Below are 17,584 nucleotides of genomic sequence, written 5' to 3'. Positions count from 1 at the left end.
CAGGTTACATCATCAAATATTTTTAACTGGTTTACACACTGTTGTTATTGTACCTCATCTTTCTGAGAAAGGCTATATACGGGAGTTTACCCGGAATCGGTTCACGCCGATAAAATTTATCGCACCCGAGTCAATCGAGCGGGCGTGTAAAGAAAGAGGAATTAGACTCAGCGGTCCTCCGTTAGGAAGACCTCCTGCCCAAGTCAGCCTTCAAGCTAAAAAACAAGCACAAAAAGACGAGCGAATTCGCAACGAAATTGAGGGAAAATTTGGACAGGGCAAAAGAAGATTTAGTCTGAATCGAGTCATGGCTAAACTATCTAATACTTCTGAAACTTCCATTACTCTTACATTTTTAGTGATTAACCTGGTGAAGCTGCTGAGGCAGTTTTACTGTCTTTTTTTGTGTCAATTTTTCCCAAATATTATGATTTTATCGAGAAGGATTAACTTTAGCTATGAATTAAATAATCGAAGTAAAGCAGGGCTTATTATGTGAGGAAGACGGGCCTCTTCTTCATTTCTCACCCCCTGCTTTTTATAACTTTTTCAGCAAACCCTAATTATGTCAAGAAACACGTCAGACACACATTCTGACAGGAAATTCATTCCCTGTCGGATTTTCAGCAAAACGCACTATTTTCTCTACATTTATCGGCCTAATCCCCGTTCATCTGCGCTTAAAAATCGGGTTCCGCAGCTAAAAGCTCGATCGACAAATCCATCTGTTCCTTCCTCCGCGCCAAAAAACTTTCGCACTCCTGCCAACACTCCAAAGCCACCGCAAACTGCTCGAAAACCTCTTCTAGAGGCAACTCTCCCGATTCCACCCGATCGATAATCGCTTCAATTCGATCGACCGTTTCCTCATAATTCCAGTCAGACTGGCGCAACTGCGAATCAATCATAACTTTTCTTCTGCATCCAATACTTCTACAATCTTAACTTTCAGCACGCCCCCACTCAACCTCACAGTCAATTCTTCTCCCAATTCCAAACCGTCAGTTGTGCGGAGGATCGTACCGTCACTTTGCATTACCGCCGCATAACCCCTTTGCAAAACCGCTGCTGGATTCAGTGCCGATAACTTTTCTTGCAATACCTCCAGTTTACCAGTTACTTGCCGCAAAGTTCGGGATGTGGCAGGCAAGCGTTTTAATCGATTTTGTAACAGTTGCAAATGCTCTTCTTCTGTCTGAAATCTTGCCCGCACAGCGTTTGCTAAATTGACTATTCGCTGCTTGTGTTCTAAGTAAAGATCTGCCAAAATTGGTACAGCTTGAGCCGCCGCCGCAGTGGGAGTGTGGGCTCGTTTATCTGCTACTAAATCGGCGAGAGATTCGTCTCTTTCGTGCCCGATACCTGTAATAATTGGAATCGCACAATTCGCGATCGCCCTGACAACTCTCTCATCATTAAAACAAGCCAAATCTTCCGCAGAACCGCCGCCGCGCGCTAAAACGATCGCATCAGCCCTACCGTCCAATTCTACCCGAGCGATCGCCCTAGCAATGGCAGCAGCAGCCAATTCTCCCTGCACTCCTGTCGGCGACAGCAATACCCGCAAACCAGGATACCTTTGGGCTAGAGTGCGCTGAATGTCCCCCCAAGCAGCACCGGTATCGGATGTCACCACGGCGACAATTTGCGGGTGTGGGGGAATCGGGCGCTTTCTAGCGGGATCGAAGAAACCCTCAGCATCCAAGCGCGATCGCAATTGCTGCAACCGCAAAGCCTGCAATCCTTCCCCAGCCGGTAGCGATTGCACAACAGTCAACTGGTACTCGCCGCGATTTTTGTAAACCCGGATGCTTCCCAAAACCAGCAACTGTTCTCCTTTTGCGGGCATTTGCACCAATTTTTGCCGCTGAGAATTCCACACCACGCAGCGAATGGCAGCGCTTTTGTCGGTGTCGCACAGAGTGAAAAAGCAGCCGCTGGGGTGCTGCGAAACGTTGGACACCTCGCCTGTGAGCCAAACTGATTGCAGGTTGCGATCGCCCTCCAACAAGTCTTGCAGGTAAGATGTTAGTCCGGCAACAGACAACGCTGTATCGGGAAGAATTGAAGTCATCCTATTTTAGATTTTAGATTTTAGATTTGAGATTTGAGATTTAGGCTACTATCAATACTTCGGACAGTGTGTGATTGCCAACCGTAAAATAGGGGTTTCAGGGCGATTGCGCAATCTAGTTCCTAACGGAAAATCAATGGTTTCAGACTAGGATATAAAAATAGTCCGGACTATTGTACTAGATCTAAGGTAATTTATTTGTATACCGATCGGCAGATCGTAAATTAACTGCAAACAAACTCATGATATCAGATACAACAACTTCGATGAATGTGCTGCGCCAAGAGGCTGCGGCGATCGGCATTACTGAGGCCGAAGCCAGAAAATATGGCGACCTCCGACATAAAAGAACTTGGTCTTTGGCGATCGAACATCATCTCTCAATGCAAGATTTTGCCGATCAAATAGAAACATCCTTCACAACTTGCGAACCCGATTCCTCCAGCGCACTCAACCACTCTCAGACTTCGGAGTCGAAAGGCTATGGTATTCAGCTAACTGCGAACCTAGGCGAATCTAGAGTAACCAGGGAGAACCAAACAGCATCTCTTCCTTCGTTTCAACAGCCAGCAGAAGAAATCGGGAGATCGCAGGGCAATTCTGACCGCCGCAGCAACCAAAGCCGAGGTTTTAAACAAGTAGTTCAAAATCATATTAAAGCATTAACAATTGCATCCGCAACTCGCACAAATCAGCCCTATTCACAACTGGAAAATTGGGTTTGTCCCGAGTGCGGGTCGGAGGGCGAAATTAGCTGTCACCTGTGCGAGGGTACTGGCAATGTAGACGATATTGCAGCTATTGGGTGGACGCTAGCTTATATGGAAATGTTGGGCTGTTCTGCTCGCGAAATCGAACCGCTCAGGAAATTTCCGCCTTCCTTAAATATTCTGGAATTGAATTTAAAAGTTTGTGTTGCTATCAAACAAAGTAGCGAAATTTTAGCCCGGACTGAAAAATGGGTAATTGGTAATTGGTAATTGGTAATATCCTATTTGGTTGCATCGCTCCGAATATCCAAGTGCGATTCGTCCCACTCGCGAGCAAAGAATCTGTACATCGCCCAAGCGAAGAAAATTGGAGCTAGGAAAATCATCAAATTCTATCTCTTTCTTCCCATCTCCCAAGTCGAAACTCAAAAATTTTCCCCATCCGCTCATTTTCCGTCGCTAACAAACAATATGGATTCCAGTTTTTTCAAAGCAACTTCTAAATCATCATTAACAACCTGAAAATCAAATTCCCCCGCAGCTTCAATTTCCTCTTTAGCCCGCAGCAACCGACGGGCGATCGCACTTTCGGAATCTTGACCCCGACTCCGCAAGCGCCGTTCCAACTCATCCCAAGAAGGAGGTAAAATAAAAATTCGCAGCGCCTCTGGAAAATTATTCCTAATTTGCCTCGCCCCTTCCAGCTCAAGTTCCAGGATTACCGATTTTCCCTCACCGATTCCTTGTTTGAGACCCAAATAAGGAGTACCGTAAAAATTACCGGCAAACTCGGCCGATTCGGCCAATTCTCCAGCCTCAACCATTTGTTCAAAGCGGCTGCGGCTGACAAAATAGTAATGCTTTCCCTCAATTTCTCCCTCACGGGGCGATCGAGTTGTCACCGATACCGAAAGATACAATTCGGGATGGCGATTGAGGAGCGATCGTAATAAGGTGCCTTTCCCCACACCGCTAGGCCCCGTCAGAACAATTAATTTACCGGATTTCATTTTTAGAATAGAAACGTGTAACAATTTAAGTTTCCGCTTACTTTAGACTGTAAACGCTTAAATTGCAACTGACCAACCTCAATCATCCCGACCTTGAGCGTCTTTGCCGATCGCAAAACGATTAGCAACAGTTTCCGGCTGAATCGCCGAGAGGATGACGTGACTCGAATCTGTAATAATTACCGCTCTCGTGCGGCGGCCGTAAGTTGCGTCAACCAGTTGTCCCCGCTCCCGCGCATCAGTAATAATCCGCTTAATTGGCGCTGACTCGGGACTGACAATGGCAATCACTCGATTAGCAGACACAATGTTACCAAAACCGATATTAATTAATTGAATATCCATGAAAATCTTAATCTGTAGGTGAACGATTGACTATCAATCCTTACTTTTTATCATATAATATACAAAGATTTTTTCTGACAATCCTTAAATTAATCCCAACTAAGTGTTTTAGTTTATACCTAATTTTTTGACCCACTTGACGCCGATTACCCTGTTCTTCATCAAAAATTTAAAAAATACTCGCTGTTGCCGCTCTATCTTAAAGATTCGGTAAAACCGTCGATTTTTAGTTGCTAATAAAAGCATTAGCTGTATCGAGAAAACAACCATTAAATATTGCGAAATATAAAGTTAATTTCAGGGAGAGGGAAAGTTAAGTATAATCAGTGCTCAATGACAGCAAATATTTGCAAATGCGGGTTTGATGAGCCTTCAACCTAAACAAAAATCTGCTGGCGATCGCACTTTCTGCCCGATTTTTCACCACAAGATTGGGGATGATCTGCCAAACTACAGATGTTTATTGCATGATGTTCTACAATAAAATGGGTTTGTAGCGATAATTTTAGTCCTATTAATACCAATAAAAAAAGTGTGGGTCGAATTATCAATTTTATAATAATAAAACTTACGCAAAAATAACAATAAAAATTACGCAAAAAGTTTTACGCATGAATTATAGCGTGTTCCAGGTTTATGAATTGTAGGGACACGGCAATGCCGTGTCCTACGGGGAACGAACGATCTGTTGTGTGCTTCATAAACCCGGAATCTGCTGAATAGCGGTAAGACTTCATCCACACCGCACCCTACACATACAAGATATGCCTAAATCTTGTTTAACAAAAAACAGGGATTAATGCAGATAAATTCACCCGCATTAATCCGCAGTTATTCCACACTTAATTAAGCCGCAACTAAACCGCTGTGCCTCAACAAAGCTTTAGTGCTCGGTTCGCGTCCCCGGAAAGTTTTAAACACTTCCATCGGGTGCAAACTGCCGCCCAATCCCAACACTGTATCTCGGAAGCGCTTGCCTGTAGATGCGATCGCAATTTCATCTTCCAAACCCGCTTCCTCAAACGCCGCAAAAGCATCAGCGCTAAGGACTTCCGCCCATTTATAACTGTAATACCCCGCCGCATAGCCGCCCGCAAAAATGTGTCCGAAAGCGCACAAAAATGCGTCTTCTTCCAGAGGAGGCAAAACAGTCGTAGTTTTAGCGATGCGGTTGCGGACATCGGCCACAGTTTCGCTGCCGCCCGATCGGTAGCGGTGGTGCAATTCGATGTCAACGCTGCTAAAATGTACTTGCCTGAGCATGGCGGTGCCACTCATGTAGTGGCGCGCTGCTAGCAGTTTTTGGTAATAGTGTTCCGGCAAAGTTTCCCCGGTTTCGTAATGCTTTGCCATCCCAAACAAAGTCGCGCGGTCATAACACCAATTTTCCATAAATTGACTCGGCAATTCCACCGCATCCCACTCAACATTATTGATGCCCGAAGCCCCCGGATAGTCTACCGTTGTCAGCATATGCTGCAAACCGTGACCGAATTCGTGAAACAAAGTTTCGACTTCCAAAAAAGTCATTAAACTCGGTTTCCCGTCAACAGGAGGACTTTGGTTGCACACCAAATAAGCCACCGGCAACCGCGTAGTTGTCTTTGACGCTTCCACAAATTTAGCGCGCACCACGCACTCATCCATCCAAGCACCGCCGCGCTTTTCCTCGGGGCGGCTGTAGGGGTCTAAATAGAAATTGGCGATCCTATTTCCTGCTTCGTCATCTATTTGGAAATAGCGCACATCTTTGTGCCACACAGGAGTTTGACCGTCCGCCGCAGTTACTGTCACGCCGAACAGCCGCTTGACTAATCCAAATAACCCCTCTAATACCTGCGGCAAAGCAAAGTAAGGGCGCAATTCTTCGGCACTAAAAGCAAACTTTTCTTCCCGCCGCCGTTCCGACCAAAAACCGATATCCCAGTGCTTTAAATCCCTAGCTTCCGGCGCACCTTTTTCGGCAGCAAAATCTTTCAATTCTTCTAAATCTTTGACAGCAGCACTGTAACTAGCTAAGCGCAATTCTTCTAACAAAGCTTCCACTGCTGCAACGTCGGGAGCCATTTTGCTCGCCAAGCTCAATTCGGCATAACTGCTAAACCCGAGCAAAGCAGCTTTTTCCTGGCGCAAAGCTAAAATTCGATCGGTCAACGGCCAGTTATTCAATTCTCCACTACTTGCTCTGCTGATAAAAGCTTTGTACAACTTTTCGCGCAAGTCGCGGCGGGTGCTGTGCTGCATGAAAGGGCCGTAACTCGGAAAGTCTAAAGTAATCCGCCAAGGGCCGTTTTCGGCATCCGCATTTTCTTCGCCCGCGCTGCGAGCGGCTTGAGCTGCTAAACTCAACAAACTCGGTGGCAAACCGTCAATTTCGTCTTTGTTTGTGAGGGTGATGCTGAATGCTTTGGTAGCGTCGAGGACGTGATTGGAAAATTGGGTAGTAATTTCTGCCAATTCTAATTGAATGGCATTAAAACGCTCTTTTTGATCGCCTTCTAAACCCACGCCGGAGAGTTGGGCGTCTCGGAGAGCGGCTTCGACAATTCGCTGTTGAGCTGACTCTAAGCTGTCCCAATTTTCGCTAGCCCGCAGCGCTTTAAAAGCTTCATAAAGCGGTTTGCTTTGACTGAGCTTGCTCCAAAATTTTACTACTTCCGGCTGCACTGTTTCGTGAGCCGATCGCAGTTCCGGGCTATTTTTCACGCCCATCAAATGTCCGACAATGCTCCAGCTCCAATTTAAACGCTCTCCGAGCCGCTGCAAGGGTTCTACTAAGCCGCTCCAAGTCGGCTCGACAGACGATTCTAAGGCCGCTAGCGAGGCTTCTAGTTCGGTCAGCAGTTGGGTAACAGCGGGGACTACCTGCTCTGGTTCGATCGCGTCAAATGGAGGCAATCCTTGACCGATTAGTAACGGGTTATCAGCAAGAGTGACAGTTGCAGTCATAGAATTTTGTTGTAGCAAGTTGAAAACAGGTAAACTACGCAGATTAGCTTTTCATTTTGTAACACATTTGTCGAAAAAGTTGGGATCTATTCGCGGTAGAGTCGGAGAGTCGGAGAGTGAGAAAATCTTCCTAATGACTAATGACTAATGACTAATAACTACTGACTATTCTGCTGCAACTCCTTGACAACCGAGATTAAGCGCTTGAGGTGAGGTTTGACAACTTCTTGCTGCTCGTGTTCCAAACGGTGGATTTGAGCTTGGACGATTGACAAATCACCAGTCGATTGGTGCGCGGGAGCTTGCAGTTGGCTTTGCAAATTGGCCATGACTTTCTGGATTTCCAAAAATCGAGTATTTACTATTTCCCAGTCGTCTCGGGTGATAGAAGTTTCTGCCAAACCTTGCGTGGCGCTTTGCAGTTGCTCTATAGCCTGTTCCACAGCTTGGAGATTCGCCGATTGGTCAACCGATAAATCTTGCAGTTGTGCGCTCACCTGCTGGCGGACATCGAGTACAGCAGACGCCACGATTTCTTGCAAAGAAGCTACCGACTCTCCTAAACTCAGCAACTGCCGCTGGATGTCGATCGACTCCTCAAAGCCTTCTGCCCCAGGCAGTGCAGCCATTTGCTGGCGCAGCGCTGCAATATCTGCTGACAACTGCTTGCGCAATTTAACAATTACTGTCACCGCCGTTTTTTCGACCTTATTTACAGACTTTTGCACTTGAGCCATTTCCGAATTTTGATGCACCCGCACTTGCTGCTCGAACCGATATCTGTTAGCAACATTCAGGGACAAAGCCAAAGTTAGGGGAGCCACCCCGTAAAAAGCTTGGCCCGACACAGCCACCGCCAGGGAACCCACACCAGAGGCCGCCAGAGAGGCGTACTCTGCCAGCTCCAGCCAGTGCCTTTGAGGAAAACTTTGCCTCAACTGGTTTCCAACATAGGGGTTTGGCTTCCGCACGGCTCTTTGAGTCATAGTATTTTCTCGTTGTTGGTAAGGTTGCGAGACTGGGTGGAGCATTGATTTCTATCCTTTTTTCAGTTATATGTTTTAGATTATTTCCTGAAACTCTTCTATTTTTACCTTTGTCAGTAAGCTAAGGATGACTGACATACGATTATGTATTTGGGAGCTGAGGGCGATCGCGCCCAATTCCGGCTGTTAAAAGGTTCGCCCCAACGCGCCCTCTATTTTACAGGAGTTAGGGTCATCGGGTTCGGGCGATCGACAATAGCTGCCCAGGCTAACCGAACAATGCCTAAGACTATTTTAGATTTTAGATTTTAGATTTTAGATTAAAAGTTCAAAAAATGCGACCTACTGAGGGCGATCGGGGTTTGGAGCTTGTCTGGAGTTGCATTTTTGTGCGCGCATTGGTATAATTTAATGTTTCTCAATTGCCCGGATAAAATTTACTGCAAAAATTGACCGATGAACTCAGAAAAATCAGGAATTGCCGATCGGCTAAAGTCTATTTTCAGTATCGCCATCTTTATCATTCTCGTACTCGCAGTAGGCTTTTTAAGCGTTAATTTTTTTTCAGCTCTCTATGCCAAATTTTCTTAAAATTAGTCCTGGACGCATCGGGTTCAGAAACCATTTTTTTTACGATAATAGTTCGTCGCAGCCCGCAGAATCGGTAAAAAACCCGGTTTCTAGGAATCGGATTGCGCGTAATAGCAAGTCGGACAAGGCAATGCCGCTGCCCTACTTCAAAATAGGCGATCGCCAGAGACGTAACTATCACCCAATTATGTTGTAGGGAAAGGGCACTGCCGTGTCCTGACCGTGGGTAATTTATCATAATTTCAACTGTAAAGATTGTGGTCTGGGTCTAGCCCGACAATATAAAAAACATTTTCACTAAAAAAGCCATGCACCCTGCCGCATTCATTAGCAGATATTTAAAACTGTTACGGAACATTTACTAGCTCGTCTTCATTGGGAATGCCAAAGCCATTAGGTTCAGTAGTATTTTTCCAAACTATACCATAACATCGCAAACTTTTACTCTAATTATTGATAACTTCTTGAGCGTTCAATTGTGACAAATCGCGCAGCCTTCTCAATAGAGATGCTAAATACTTAGCATCTCTACCGCCAAGGGAAATTCGATGTCTATAAGACAAAAATTTAATTTTGAGGTAATATAAATTGTTAGGACTTACGCACAGACTATACTTGTGATAGGCGTCGGAAGCGCTTTAATACTATACATAGTATAATAAAATGAAAGCAGCGTAAGTCCTGTTGCTTTCATTGAGCGAAAAAAATTATTTACGAGAGTACCTTAAAACTAGGAAGAGGAAAATATCCAATGAAGTTAGACAAGTTTGTAATAGCACAAAATATGGCCTTTCTAATAGCCATCCCACCAGAAAGTAATTTGGCAAAATTGCTATCCTTTTGCTTGGCAACAAAGGCTAGAAAAAAAACGACCGGAACAGACATCTTAAAAATAACCTGTGACCTAATGGAAAACCCATCTAATTTGCCCTATTGGACTCAAGACGTGATGGGACTAGATTTAGATTACACCAGTGAAGAGTGGAAAGCTTTAGGAGAAATGGGCATCAACGATGCAGAGGAGTTTATGACTACCCTGTGGCAAGAGTTGGAAAATTTGAGTTTGTAATATCTCGCCCTGGCGTCAGCCAAGAAACTCTCAGGTTCCAAACACTCTATCAAAAGCATTCATCACAGCCGGATAGTTAAAAAACCCTGTCTTTAGACAAGGGATCGTCAACTTGCAAGAGAGAAAGAAAAATATGTCTTTAAATGTTGAACTTTTAGAGCAAAGTTTCGAGAAAATCAAACCTCGTGCTGATGAATTTGCCGCTAGCTTCTACGAAAAATTGTTTACAACTCACCCAGAGTTGAAACCGCTGTTTGCTACAACTGATATGGCAAAGCAACAGAAAAAGCTCATAAGTGCTCTGGTTTTAGTAGTAGAAAATCTCCGTTCTCCAGAGGCTTTAGGGCCAGTTCTCAACGCACTCGGAGGCAGACACATCGGTTATGGAGTAATTCCCAAATATTACGGTCCAGTTGGAGAAGCACTACTAAGTGCTTTTGAGCAGTCTCTCCAGCAAGATTGGACAACCGAAGTAAAGCTGGCGTGGACAGATGCCTACAGAGCAATTACTGCTTTGATGTTAAAAGGCGCAGGTGTAGAAACTACACGTGAAGAAGTCCAATTAAAAGCACAGATAATTCCCGAGGAACAGGTGACTGTAGCAGCTAATCACCCACTAGAATCAGTTCCCGAAAATGAGCCAGAATTAGCCGTAGATATACTGGAAAGCAGTTTCGAGAAAATTAAACCTCGTGCTGATGAATTTGCCGCTAGCTTCTACGAAAACCTCTTCATCGCTCACCCAGAATTTCAACCGCTTTTTGCCAATGTCGCTATTGAAAAACAACAGAAAAAGCTCATAAATGCTTTGGTATTAGTAGTAGAAAATCTCCGCTCTCCCGAGGCTTTAGGGCCAGTTCTCAACGCACTCGGAGGCAGACACATCGGCTATGGGGTAATTCCCAAATATTACGGTCCAGTTGGAGACGCACTGCTGATGGCTTTTGAGCAGTCTCTCCAGCAAGATTGGACTCCCGAAGTAAAGCTGGCGTGGACAGATGCCTACAGAGCAATTACAGGTTTGATGTTAAAAGGCGCAGTTGTAGTTTCTACACCAAAGGTTGTCCCACATGAAAAAGATGTCACCCACAATCAGCCAAAAGAATCAAAGACACAATTACTCAACGAATCTAAGCCAATCGAACCACCAACCGAGGAACAGAAAAAGCCTTTAGTACCAATTCAGTTGGATAGTGAAATTATCCAAAAAATACTCTCGAAAATAACTGATAGTTATCAGCAATTTCAGGGTCAATCATTCGTTAAGCGATCGGGTGAAGTTCTCAAAGGAATTTTAGGAAAATTCATTGATAATTTTTGGACACAACCCGCCTGGTTAGTGGCTAGCGTTTCAGCGGTTCTGTTCATCATAATTTATGTGGTGGCGGAGGAGAATTCTCTGCTGGCAGAGATTTTGGAGAGCGCTGATGCTCTCAGTCTTGTCGTTGCTTTAGTTTTATTCATTAAGGAAGCTCCCGATCGCCGGAAGCAATTTCACTACCAAGCTTGGAGTACGATCGATGCCGCAAACGGCGTAAAAGTCAGCTATGCAAGAATTCTGGCACTTCAAGATTTGAATGAAGATGGTGTTTCTCTCAGAGGTTTGGATTCTCCTGATGCAGAGTTAATAGCTATTAATCTCTCTCATGCCAATCTGAGTGCAGCCAATTTGAGTAATACCGATCTCAGTAATGCAAATTTGAGCCATGCCAACCTCGATAATGCTAACCTCAGTCAAGCTAAACTTGCGGGTGCTAATCTCAGCCATACCAAGCTAGGTTTTGCTCGCTTGAGTCAGGTTAATCTCAGTAATGCCAACCTCAGTGACGCTAATTTAATTTGTGCGGACTTGAGCAACGCAAATATGAGCGGCGTCAATTTGAAAAATGCTAGTTTGAGTGGTGCTAATTTGAACAGTGCCTACCTAAGTGGTGCCAATCTCAAAGGTGCTAAAGTTAGCATTTCTGACCTGAGTGGTGCTTTGCTTGAAGGCGCTATTATGCCTGATGGCTCGAAGTATAAGTCTCGGGAAGATCTGGTCAAAAATCAATAAATTGATGCCAGTTTTTTGATGACATTGAGGTCTGCTTTTCTACTAAAAAGGTGACGATATCTTTAGTAGAAAAGCTTTGGCTTACTGAAATGCGCCCCTCCCAATGGTGAGAGATTATTATTTAATTATATAGACAAAAAAACAATGCAAAAAATATCAAAAAACATTCTATGCAATTACTGAAGCAATTAAGTATCAAGACAAAACTCATAGTCATGTTCCTGGTAGTCAGCTTTTGTGCTATGCTTGCAACTACATTTCTATGGTCTAGTGAGTAAATCTATTCTGACCAAAAAAGTCTTCAACCAATTAACCAACCTTCGGGCTGCCAAGACTTATCAAATCCAAGATTATTTTGAAACACTTAACAACCATAGCCAGACTGTCAGAGAAGACCTGACAGCGACCGCCCTCGTGAACGTCAAAACGCGATTCCCTAGTTAAATGCACATCGCTAGAAGCTGTACTACTCGCAAGCTGCTGTTCTCTGTACTTTTCGTTGCCTTGCTAGCTCTCTTGGCTCAGTTGGGTAGTGGGGTCAGAGTTTCGGCTCAGTCTCAAACAACGTCTGATACATTCAAGCCACTGTCTGATATTCCTGCTCAAGCACAACAGGTTGAGACAGGAATCTTTGTAATGAACCTCTACGATCTTGATATCTCAAGCAATACTTGCTCCCTGGACTTCTATGTTTGGTTTAAGTGGAAGGGTAACCTAGATCCAACTGCCAACCTGGAGTATTTCAACGGAGTTAGCGACTCAGACACGACTTCAGTCCCCTCATATAAACAGCCCGAAAAACTACCAGACGGTCGCTTCTTTCAAGCTGTGAGAGTTGAAGGTCGCTTTGTCCAACCGTTTGCTTTGGCAAAGTATCCGCTAGATCAGCAGAATCTAACGATTTCGCTAGAAGATTCAGTTTCTACTGTTGACCAAATGGTTTACGTAGCAGACAACAAGCAGTCGGGTTACTCAAGTAAGATATCAATTCCGGGCTGGGAAATTCAAGCGGCTGATGTGTCGAGTCTAGTTCATGAGTACACGACTAATTTTGGCGATCCAAGATTGGGAGATATAACTCAGTATTCGATTCTACAATATTCCCTGACTGTCTCTCGACCCGTTAGTTTCTTCGTTTGGAAACTGCTGTTACCTCTGGTGATTGTTGTCGCTGCCAGTTGGGGAACATTGCTGCTCAAACCACAATACGTTGATTCCCGCATTGCCCTATCCGTGACTGCACTGCTAACTACTGTATTCTTACAGCAGTCCTACTCTTCAACACTGCCGAATATTGGCTATCTGGTTTTGCTCGATAAGATCTATGCCCTGGCGTACCTACTGATTACTATTTCGATTTTGGAAGCGATCGTAACCGCTGACTGGATTAAGGATGAGAAACCAGAAAGCTATGCGCGGGTTGTTCGACTAGATCGCACGCTTTTAGCAATTCAAATAATAGTTTTTGTTGGAGGAGTTGCGTTGCTTATGTTGCTGTCGTTATCTGAGCAAGCCAAAGGTTAATTTGAGAGGCAGCATCTCGTATGAGAGCATCTGGGGTTTTCCCAAGTGGAGCATCGAGCCTAGCAGAACGAGGAAGGCGGGTGCAATTAACGGATTTCGCTTGGTACAATCGCTGCCGATCGGTATCGGGCAGGTCTTTTTCGTAGACAAGGTTGTTTCGGTTTTGCTAGTCGTCCTAGGCATTGCCATTTGTACCCCGATTGGTGCACTGGTAGGATTGCTCGGTTGCGCCATGTACCTGCTAGCAGGTTTGCTGCTGGGAGCCAAGCCGGATGAACTGTATACGGGTTTGTGGGGCTACAATGCAGCTCTCACCGCGACGGCAATTGGGGGAGTGTTTTACACGCCAAACCGTCTCAGCATTTCGATTGGTCTGATCTGTGCTTTCTTGGCATCGATCGCCAGCATTCTCTTACCACCCCTGTTCTCGCTGCTGAAGCTACCGGTTCTGTCCGTGCCTTTTTCCCTTGTGACGATTGGCTGTTTTCTGATCTTGCAGCGGTCGCTGCCTTCACTCGTACCCGTCGTGCTGCATACAGTGGCGAGTCCAGAGGAACATCGACAGCGGTTCCTCGCAGCCAAGGAAACTATTGCTAGCTTCCGGCAACAACTCAGAGCCGCACTTCAGGGCCAGCAACGCAACATCTTGTTTGAGCAGGCAACTCCTGTGATTAAAGGCGATTTACGCTACATCTTCGATGCAATCGATCGCGATCGCAGTGGGTTCCTCTCAACCCAGGAGCTTGCAACTCACTTGCATCAGGCAGGAAAAGTCCTCTCTGAGGTTGAACTTACCTATCTGTTCAACTGCATGGATAGAGATGGCAGTGGTGCGATCGACTTTGAGGAATTTGGCGAATTAATGTTGCGCCATCAACGGTTGATGTCGAGATATACAGAATTTGTCACCTATTTCCTACCGATTGATGTTGATGCAGATGATACCATCAGTATGCAGGAGATGAATACGGCACTAGCCAGTTTGAAAGAGCCACCTCTGTCTAAGGATGAAATCACATTTTTGCAAGAGCAAACAGGAGCACAGGCGTTGACTTGGAATCGGTTTATTGAGGTGCTGCTGCTGACTTGAAGCGCGATCGCTGCCTTGATACTAATCCCGATCGGACTTTTCTACAATCATCCCTTACTTGAGGGACCTTATCCTATGACAACTCAACTCACTCATCCCAGAATCATTCTCGATACCGATCCGGGCGGAGACGATATTTATGCTTTCCTTTGGCTTCTGGGCTTAGTCAAACAAGGACTCGCTGAACTTGTTGCGGTTACTTCTGCCGATGGCAATGTCGCTGCTAAACGCACCTTTTCTAGTGCGTTGCAGATTTTAAATTTAGCAGGGTTCCCAGACATTAAAGTGGGTCGCGGTGTCCCCATCAAACAAGTTGTGGGAGATGCCAGACATATTCATGGATCGGATGGGATGGGCAATCTGTCTCATACTTTACCCCCAGCCACGCATAATTTTGAGGATGCTCGTTACTCCGACGAAATCATCATCGACGAGCTAAACGCAGCTCCAGGGGAGATTACCATTGTAGCGATCGGCCCCCTGACAAACCTCGCTGCGGCGGAAATGAAAAGTCCCGGCATCCTGAAAAAAGCGAAGGAAATTGTCATCATGGGAGGTGCTTTTTTCTGTTCCGGTAATGTGACTCCCCATGCCGAATTCAATATTTGGTTTAATGTTGAAGCTGCTCAGACAGTATTTGACAGCCGAGATGATATTGTCGTGATGCCGCTAGATGTAACGCGCCACTTAATTTTCACGCGAGATATGACTGAGGCAGTCACTCAGGCGAATCCAGAAAGTAAACTTTCCCAATTCTTGATAGCTCTTTGTGAGTTCATGATTGGCACAGCCTTGGGTTATCGACAAACAGCAGGAATTCCAGGTTTTCTTGTCCATGATGCAGCAACCTTGGGATACCTGTTTTATCCAGAAACTTTGATGTTGAAAAGGGCAAAAGTCCGAGTTGAAACAAAAGGAGAGTTGACACTGGGACAAACGTCGATCGATAGTCGTCCTGTACCGAAAACAGGAGCAAATGCCTGGGTAGCGTTGCAGGTTGATGAGAGCCAATTTTTCACAAGTTTCGTTGGAGATTTGAAACAGCTATTCGCAGGCGCTGTTGTTTCGTGAAGGCGAGATACCCAACTTTTCTAAGAAGTCGGGTATCTGAACCGAACAGGCAAAATTAAACGTGTTAGTTTCACAAAGGTAAAAAATCATGACGACCACAGAGCGCTTTAAAAAGTTCACGATTTTGCATTCCAATGATATGCATGGAGACTTTCTGGCAGAGGCTGGGGGTGAAGAGGGTCATCTGATTGGTGGAGTATCGCTGCTTTCGGGCTATATCAATAAGGTACGCCAAGAAGAGAAAAACGTACTGTTTGTGATTTCAGGTGACATGGTTCAGGGCTCTCTCATTGATAAGGAATATAGAGGTCTTTCAACCATAGAGATTATGAATTACCTGGCTCCCGATGTAGTAACTCTGGGGAATCACGAATTGGATTATGGGTTGCCTCACTTACTCTTCTTGGAAAAAATGGCAAATTTTCCGATCGTGAATGCCAATTTGTATATCAAGAAATACAACAAACGCTTGATGAATCCATATATCATCCTCAATGTAGATGGATTCGATATTATGTTTATCGGGATTGTCACGGAAGAAGTTCTCAAATCATTGAAAATGGATACCAGTATTGGCACATTTGTAAGTCTTGAAGATGCTGCTTTAGAAGTTGGGAAAATTTGCAACGCCTACAAAAACGAGGACATTGACCTAACAGTCCTCATGACACACATCGGTTTTGAAGAGGATAAAAAACTAGCGGCGTTGCTCAACCCAGAATGGGGTGTGGATATGATCATTGGCGGACACTCCCATACATTTTTAGAACAACCTGCCGAAGTTAACAATATTCTGATCGCACAAGCTGGAATTGGCACAGACCAAATAGGACGTTTCGATATTGTAGTAGATGACGATACTAACAGCATTGTTGAATGGAAGTGGCAACTCCTGCCTGTAGATAATAATCTCGCTGAAGCAGATCCAGAAATCGCAAAGCTGATTGCGACTTTCCAAGAACAGGTCGATCGCAAATATAATCGACTAATTGGACGATTAGCACGTCAACTGACCCATCCTAAGCGTGAAGAAGAAACGGAATTGGGTAACTTAATTGCTGATATTGTTGCCCAACTCGATAAGTTTGACGTGGTTCTGATAGGAAGTGCTTCAATCCGCGGCACAAAATTAGGTCCTCTAGTTACATTGAGCGATTTTAAAATAGTTATTCCTTACGACGGTGTACTTTATAAACTTAAAGTTACAGGCGTACAGCTCACCCAGATATTCGCCTATATTATGAGACAGGAAAACAGAATGTCTGAGGATAGTTGTTGTTTTCAGGTCAGCAAAGGTATTCAGGCAGTTTACAGTGATTCCCAAAATCAGCTTGAATCTTTGAGCATTAATGGACAGCCCGTACAAGCCGATGCTCACTACACTATCTGTTTAGAGGAATTTCATTACAAAAATTCACTACATAGTCTAGGCATAACAACTGAAGAATTGACACAATTAGACAACGCAAAGGTAGTTTCAACATCCTTCCACGATGTGCTTGAAGAATACTTTAGCCATCATCAAAATCTGAACAGCCATATCGAGGACCGATTGACATACAAATAGATAGTTCAGAGCTGGTTCTCACTGATTGTCATTATTGGGCAGGCATCTTGCCTGCCCAATAAGAAACTAGATTAGGAATCTTTAATACAAATCAGCACAAGGAATATTAGCCGAACCCGAACCAGAGATCAAAACCACATCCTATGATGAGACTGCAATTATCTATGAGGTGGAGTTTTTTATCGAAAACTTTGAGGATATGGAGCAGATACTCGATCGATTTATGACGCGAGTCTGGTACGCAGCGCAGCGAAACAACCTGACGCTATATCGCTACCGATATGAATATGCTGTGGAACCTGGGGACAAGGCAGATAGCGCTTCAAGTAAGTTAGCCCAAAGCTTGCACTCAATTCCCGGATTTATGCCTTTAGCTAGAGAACCAAAAAATTTGGATGACTTAACTAAGGGCACTATTTTGCAGAAATTTGGTGCGGGAGAGAAAGTCATCCGGCAGGGCGAGCCTGGTAATACCAATTCACTATGAAGGTACACTAAAATCTAGGGTAAAAGTAGAGGAAATCCAATATGGCGAACAAACTTCA

15 protein-coding genes and 1 pseudogene are annotated in these 17,584 nt (G+C 44.7%); 10 read left to right on the top strand and 6 right to left on the bottom strand.

Going from position 1 to position 17,584, the window contains the following annotated elements:
* Positions 1 to 81: 81 nt before the first annotated feature.
* Positions 82 to 499, top strand: a pseudogene (locus tag QUA13_RS27595) (transposase); the annotation flags it as partial.
* Positions 500 to 680: 181 nt separating this feature from the next.
* Here QUA13_RS27595 and xseB read toward each other — a convergent pair.
* Entirely contained in the window at positions 681 to 908 is a 228-nt protein-coding gene (xseB, locus tag QUA13_RS27590) for an exodeoxyribonuclease VII small subunit (RefSeq protein ID WP_172193258.1), read from the bottom strand.
* Positions 905 to 2,074, bottom strand: a complete 1,170-nt coding sequence (gene xseA, locus QUA13_RS27585; RefSeq protein WP_333203671.1) for an exodeoxyribonuclease VII large subunit — start codon at positions 2,072 to 2,074, stop codon at positions 905 to 907. Before xseA ends, xseB begins: the two co-directional genes overlap by 4 nt.
* Positions 2,075 to 2,316: 242 nt before the next feature.
* On the opposite strand from xseA, the gene QUA13_RS27580 reads away from it, so the two are divergent.
* Positions 2,317 to 3,054, top strand: coding sequence for a hypothetical protein (locus QUA13_RS27580; protein WP_333203669.1), 738 nt, complete (start codon positions 2,317 to 2,319; stop codon positions 3,052 to 3,054).
* 176 nt (positions 3,055 to 3,230) lie between these two features.
* Here the strand turns inward: QUA13_RS27580 and gmk are convergent, their stop codons facing one another.
* The 4 genes from gmk to QUA13_RS27560 form a co-directional block, all read right to left on the bottom strand.
* Entirely contained in the window at positions 3,231 to 3,794 is a 564-nt protein-coding gene (gene gmk, locus QUA13_RS27575) for a guanylate kinase (protein ID WP_333203668.1), read from the bottom strand.
* 78 nt (positions 3,795 to 3,872) lie between these two features.
* Complete coding sequence (gene remA, locus QUA13_RS27570) at positions 3,873 to 4,139, bottom strand: extracellular matrix/biofilm regulator RemA (protein WP_293332561.1); 267 nt, start codon at positions 4,137 to 4,139, stop codon at positions 3,873 to 3,875.
* Positions 4,140 to 4,985: 846 nt separating this feature from the next.
* Positions 4,986 to 7,088, bottom strand: coding sequence for a M3 family metallopeptidase (locus QUA13_RS27565; RefSeq protein ID WP_333203665.1), 2,103 nt, complete (start codon positions 7,086 to 7,088; stop codon positions 4,986 to 4,988).
* A 158-nt stretch (positions 7,089 to 7,246) separates the two neighbouring features.
* The gene (locus tag QUA13_RS27560; protein WP_333203663.1) at positions 7,247 to 8,119 is read right to left on the bottom strand and encodes a hypothetical protein; all 873 of its coding nucleotides are present in this window, start codon (positions 8,117 to 8,119) and stop codon (positions 7,247 to 7,249) included.
* Between the two features lie 411 nt (positions 8,120 to 8,530).
* On the opposite strand from QUA13_RS27560, the gene QUA13_RS27555 reads away from it, so the two are divergent.
* From QUA13_RS27555 to QUA13_RS27520, 8 genes are all read left to right on the top strand, one after another.
* Positions 8,531 to 8,665, top strand: coding sequence for a hypothetical protein (locus QUA13_RS27555; RefSeq protein WP_333203661.1), 135 nt, complete (start codon positions 8,531 to 8,533; stop codon positions 8,663 to 8,665).
* A gap of 751 nt (positions 8,666 to 9,416) precedes the next feature.
* The gene (locus QUA13_RS27550) at positions 9,417 to 9,734 is read left to right on the top strand and encodes a hypothetical protein (protein WP_333203659.1); all 318 of its coding nucleotides are present in this window, start codon (positions 9,417 to 9,419) and stop codon (positions 9,732 to 9,734) included.
* A gap of 133 nt (positions 9,735 to 9,867) precedes the next feature.
* A complete protein-coding gene (locus tag QUA13_RS27545; RefSeq protein WP_333203657.1) occupies positions 9,868 to 11,787 on the top strand; it encodes a globin domain-containing protein in 1,920 nt (639 codons plus the stop codon).
* 444 nt (positions 11,788 to 12,231) lie between these two features.
* Positions 12,232 to 13,311: a hypothetical protein gene (locus tag QUA13_RS27540; protein ID WP_333203655.1), complete on the top strand. Its 1,080-nt coding sequence runs from the start codon at positions 12,232 to 12,234 to the stop codon at positions 13,309 to 13,311.
* 1 nt (position 13,312) lies between these two features.
* A complete protein-coding gene (locus tag QUA13_RS27535; protein WP_333203653.1) occupies positions 13,313 to 14,401 on the top strand; it encodes an urea transporter in 1,089 nt (362 codons plus the stop codon).
* A gap of 75 nt (positions 14,402 to 14,476) precedes the next feature.
* Positions 14,477 to 15,472, top strand: a complete 996-nt coding sequence (locus QUA13_RS27530) for a nucleoside hydrolase (RefSeq protein ID WP_333203651.1) — start codon at positions 14,477 to 14,479, stop codon at positions 15,470 to 15,472.
* A gap of 88 nt (positions 15,473 to 15,560) precedes the next feature.
* On the top strand, positions 15,561 to 17,039 hold the full coding sequence (locus tag QUA13_RS27525; RefSeq protein ID WP_333203649.1) for a bifunctional UDP-sugar hydrolase/5'-nucleotidase: 1,479 nt from the start codon (positions 15,561 to 15,563) through the stop codon (positions 17,037 to 17,039).
* A 169-nt stretch (positions 17,040 to 17,208) separates the two neighbouring features.
* The gene (locus QUA13_RS27520; RefSeq protein ID WP_333203647.1) at positions 17,209 to 17,526 is read left to right on the top strand and encodes a hypothetical protein; all 318 of its coding nucleotides are present in this window, start codon (positions 17,209 to 17,211) and stop codon (positions 17,524 to 17,526) included.
* Positions 17,527 to 17,584 lie beyond the last annotated feature (58 nt).

This window comes from Microcoleus sp. S28C3 (assembly GCF_036700785.1).
Classification (GTDB): domain Bacteria; phylum Cyanobacteriota; class Cyanobacteriia; order Cyanobacteriales; family Microcoleaceae; genus Microcoleus; species Microcoleus asticus.
Note: the sequence above shows the minus strand (reverse complement) of the source record. Positions and strands in the feature narration are given on the sequence as shown.